Origin of the sequence: Wolbachia pipientis (genome assembly GCF_023661085.1) — a bacterium.
Classification (GTDB): Bacteria; Pseudomonadota; Alphaproteobacteria; order Rickettsiales; family Anaplasmataceae; genus Wolbachia.
Map to the genome: position 1 here is coordinate 1 of NZ_JAHDJT010000107.1, position 4,839 is coordinate 4,839.

Below are 4,839 nucleotides of genomic sequence, written 5' to 3' on the forward strand. Positions count from 1 at the left end.
TTAATGATAAGTTAGGCATAAAGAAGTTACACTTTCGTTTTGAGGGAGCAAGAACTTTAAAGGTTGTAGCAGAAACAGAATCCAAAACACATGTTTTTATTTTCACTGAAGATATAGAAGCTCAACATTCTAGTTCTCCGCAAACACGTACTAAGAATTTTGAATTCACCACAGGTGAGTGGAAGGATGTAATGGGTAAAGACTATACTTCATTAGACGAACGTAAACTTCAAATTGATGTGATAAAAATTCTAAAAGATAAATATGAGTTAGTAAAAAGCAGACCAAAGTCAGACAAAGATGTGAAATCGAAGAAGTTATATCTATATCTGAAGAATAACGCGTTGGAGTGTAAAGCTAAGGATGTATATGGCAATACTCAAACAATGCAAATTGATCCTGATGAATTAAAAGGTCATTATTTACCTCAAGATGAATTTTTAAAGAAAGCTAAGCAATTTCTAAATAACTCAGATAAAAGCCTTAGTGATGATTTTAGTAAGGAAATATCAAGAATTTTATCAGCAAAGGGATATACTTTAAAGAGTGACGGAGAAGATGAAAAAATAAACATTAAGGTAGAAAGTAAAAAGAAGATTCTAGACCAACCTATCGAGCCTACAGTAAAGTTTCAGAAAGTGACAAAGAAATTAGGTAAATCTGTCTATCTAGAAAGTTATATAGAAAAGCTTATCGGTTCACGCACAGGTCAAGTTCAGGATAATCTTAAAGCCATTCTAAATTATATTAAGAAAGTTCATACTAATTTAGACTTACAAGATAGTGTTTATGGCAATAGAGCTCGCGAAGCTGATCAACATGGTTTTGTAGCAGGAGTATTTGATAATTTTCGATATCGTGATAATACCAAACTATATCTGGAGCAGTTTGCTGGTGGAGGTTATGCTGATTTGTTTTGCTTGTTCGTGGGCCTAATCGCGCTGTTGATTCAGTTCCAATTCTTATTGAGCTTAAGGCTGGAAGTAAGGGGCAAGTTACTCCAAGTGATGCACTAAAGCAAGCTGAAGACTATATTAAAGGTTTTAGACCAAATAAGATGAGGATTTTAACCAATGCAGATAATGCTATCGCTGTTGGGTTGAATTTAGATAATGCGGAACCGTTTAAAACTGAAGTAAAACCTATTAAACAACCACCAGCTCCTTTGATGGAGGAATTTATCGAACTAGTTGGCAAGTGGGACAATCAATCAGCCTATGAGGAAGTTTTTAAGCGAGAGGTAAAAGATTTATTGTCAAGCGAATACCATACTTTTCCAGCAAATAAAGAAACAAAAGATCATTATTATTTCAGTCGAGACATACTAGGTCAATCAATTCTAATTAACAAAACTGGTCAAGATCAAAGTAACATTAAAAAATATATATACTCATATGATGAGTACCCGCTTAATTGGCCTCAGGGAACAGAGTACACTTTATCTAAAAGCCCGGTTATGACATTAATATTTGTTCAAGGTAATGAAGGGCAAGAAAAAACAGCATTCATTTTTCATATGCGAGAATCCAATACAAAAGAATTCTATGCTGATAAAAAAATTCCAGTACTGAACATACCTAAAATAGGAAAAGTAGGAAATGTCATAGAAATTAAAATGAGTCTAAAAAAATATGAAACAGGGTTATCTTTTGAAGACCTTTTTGAAATAGAACAGATAAGCAAGTATAAACCAAGTGGTTTCGGTCAGCAATTTACAGGTAATTTTCTTGAGATACCCAGTTCTGATGAGTTAAAGGCAAAATTTGATCAAGCAATCACTTCTCAACATGCTACTTCCTCTGACGGTGAGGTTTCATTGCAAGCCTATAAAGGGTTGCTTACTGAGGTAGCAGATGCGATTTACCCTATAAAAGATTTGATTACTAATGAAGCAAGATTACAAGCTGTTCTTAATGGTTTATTTAGTAGTTACAGCGATTTAAAGCTACAGGAAACTTCTTCTAAGACTGTAATCATACCTGAATTTCAAGTAGGAGCAGGTGGTCGCGTCGACATGGTAATTCAAGGTATTGGTCCCTCATCTCAAGGTACTAAAGAATATACTCCTATGGGACTAGAATTTAAGCTTATAGATAAAAATTTAAATCGAGATCAGCTGAAACAGGAAGTTGATAAATTAACAAAAGAACAAAATATTAGATATGCTAAAGGTGCAGCACTGAAAACAATAACAGACAGTGATAAAATGTTTTTCATGGGTGTAGTTGTTAATACGAAGGCTAAGGATAAAGGTTCTTTAATATTAACGAGTGATGAGTTTGTTCCTGCTCTGGTAGTGCACAGCTCTATTGACATCGCTAAGAGAAAACATTTAGAAGGAATACAAGAAGTAACCCAGAGACTAAAAGATATGGGTATACAAGAAGAGAACCTAAGTACATTATAGTCTGCAACAGCAGAAGGGCGTTATGACTATCGGCTTCAACAACACGATATAGCTGATATTGCAAGAATAAAATATGGTTATGGAATTGATGGAGCTGACACATTGTTTGAAACAGTGGGATCACCAGAGCACATAGTTAATCAATTGCAACAGTTTCAAAATAGCGTAACAACAAGAGGTGAAAGAAGGCCATTAACTTTAATTGTTAATCTAAATAATAATCATTGGGTTACGTTAGTCGTCTCTCATCAAAATGGGCGTTATGTTGGATACTATGCTGACTCATTGGGCAATAGCATTCCAAGTAATATTCGTCAAGTTTTACAACAAGCTAAAATTACCGTTAATGATGTTTCTGTTGCTCAACAAAGAGATGGTTATAATTGCGGCTTATGGGCGTTAGAAAATGCTAGAGATATTAATACCGTGTTGCAAGGAAGTAGAGATAATATTCTTAATGAAATACGTAACCATTTGCAAGTTCAAGGAAGAAATGAAGATTATTTTATACGTACGAGAAAAGATATTTCAGATAGATTAAGTATAGATTCACAACGTATATCTAACTTAGATGAGGCTATACTTGCTGAAACAAAAGTACCTAAGAAGAAATTCAACCTAAACAGCTGTGTAAGTCCAAGTGGTAGAAGCAAAAGAAGTATTAATCCTTGTTTATTTTCAAGGGATGATGTGGAAAAGTTTAGTAAAGGAAAAGTAGATGAGAATAATATAGACAAAACTATAATTGATAGTGAAAAGTTTCTAACTTATGTTAAAAATAGTCAAGATGAAAAAAAAATGCTCAGCTAGTCGAGTTTATTGGAGACAAAAGTATTGAAGGTAGTCATAAGTATTTACTCGATAAGGTCATTGGAGATCAAGGGTATGAACGCTATGTTCAGAATGAACGTATTAAGGGTTTGCACGGTGACGTTTCACAGCAAAATAGCGGTTTAATAAAAAATCCAAAATTAAAAAGCAGGTTAATGAATGCTGCAGGTGGAATACAATTAATAAGAGGAATTCATGGAGCTATTGTATCTTGTAAAGATGGAACAGCAACAGATTGTGGATTAAATTTAGGTGGAATTGCCTGGTCTTTTGCATCTCAACCAATTGAGAATGTAATGGTTAAAATTACTCCAAAAGTTGTGGCATCAGCTGAAAAGGTTGTGGGAAAAATTATACCAGGTACTTTAGGTAGGCAGACAAAGTTTGCTGTTCAAGTTGCAGGAGTAAAATTTGGAAGTACAATAGCAAAAGGTGCAGCAGGGGCTATAGCTGGTGTCTTTGATATTGTTGATATAGGCATGTCAGCAAGTAATCTTGTAGATTGTAAAAAAAGAGAGAATAGTGATAATCCATGTGGAGAGAAAGAAATAAGAGATAATATAGCATCTATATCTTTTTCTGGTGTGTCATTTGTTTCTGGTGTTGCTCTTACAGCAGCAAGTATGCCGGTAGTTGGTATTGCAGTTGGGTTTGGGCTCATGGTAGGTTATGGAATCTATAGTGGTGTCAGCAATATCATAGAGTATGAGAAAAAGTATGATACAACCCATGGAGAGAACTGGAGTATTTTTTGGCGTACACTTTTTTTCAACCTATGGCAGCTGATGTGCAGCATCTTGCAGGTAGGAAAGACACAGTTAATAGTTTAGCTAAAGGGGTGTGGCAAGCTTTAAATAATGGTCCTAATAGTGTTATTGCTTATGGTGTTGGTCTTGGAAAAGTAAATGATAATACTCTTCGTCCGGACTACGCAATGATTATGATGAATAGAACAAATGCCAATATAAGCAATCTTTTGCGTGTTATACCTAATTATATTAAAGGTGCTAGTAGGATTTGTTTACCACAGATTACTAATCAAGATTATGAAAAAGATACTAAAAATTCAGTTTCAACAGCTAAGTACTACTGTGAAAATGCAATGGTTATTAGCCACAATGGTAGAGTAAACATAAAGCAAAAAGACAAGACAATTGTTTACGATCTACAAAATGTAAACAGCGGTGTCGTTGCTGGAAGTAATGTGTGGAACAATAATTTTTTAATTCACTCAGGTACAGCAAAGATAACTGGTGGTAATAATGTAGCAAATAGGTTTGTTCTTGTAGATAACCCTAATTTTTCAGGTAAGATTATTAGTGGAAGCAATTCTACTAATATACTTGATTTAAGTCAATTAACAAAAGATAAAGTTACAGGTGTGATTGATTATCGTTTTAAACCTAGTGCCCATGGACAATTAAAGGTAAAAATAAATAATCGTTTATTGATTGATGATTATGTTAGTAACAACCTCTTTAATTACCATTATATTGGAAGGCAGAGCAAAGTAGATGAGATCTTGTGCATGGGTTATTCTGAGCATTTTACAGGAATCGATGATCGTGACGTTATCATAGATAGTGGTGGTGGCTCTAACA

The 4,839-nt window shown here is 34.3% G+C and carries 3 protein-coding genes and 2 pseudogenes; all 5 read left to right on the forward strand.

All coding sequences use genetic code 11. The features are described from left to right. A pseudogene (locus DM84_RS04945) lies at positions 1–1,016 on the forward strand (hypothetical protein); the annotation flags it as partial. Then, positions 917–2,407, forward strand: a complete 1,491-nt coding sequence (locus DM84_RS04950) for a hypothetical protein (protein WP_250778800.1) — start codon at positions 917–919, stop codon at positions 2,405–2,407. The pseudogene DM84_RS04945 and the gene DM84_RS04950, both read left to right, overlap by 100 nt. 102 nt (positions 2,408–2,509) lie before the next feature. Continuing rightward, entirely contained in the window at positions 2,510–3,217 is a 708-nt protein-coding gene (locus DM84_RS04955) for a C48 family peptidase (protein WP_250778801.1), read from the forward strand. Between the two features lie 110 nt (positions 3,218–3,327). After that, the gene (locus tag DM84_RS04960) at positions 3,328–4,068 is read left to right on the forward strand and encodes a hypothetical protein (RefSeq protein WP_250778802.1); all 741 of its coding nucleotides are present in this window, start codon (positions 3,328–3,330) and stop codon (positions 4,066–4,068) included. Then, a pseudogene (locus tag DM84_RS04965) lies at positions 3,990–4,839 on the forward strand (hypothetical protein); the annotation flags it as partial. The gene DM84_RS04960 and the pseudogene DM84_RS04965, both read left to right, overlap by 79 nt.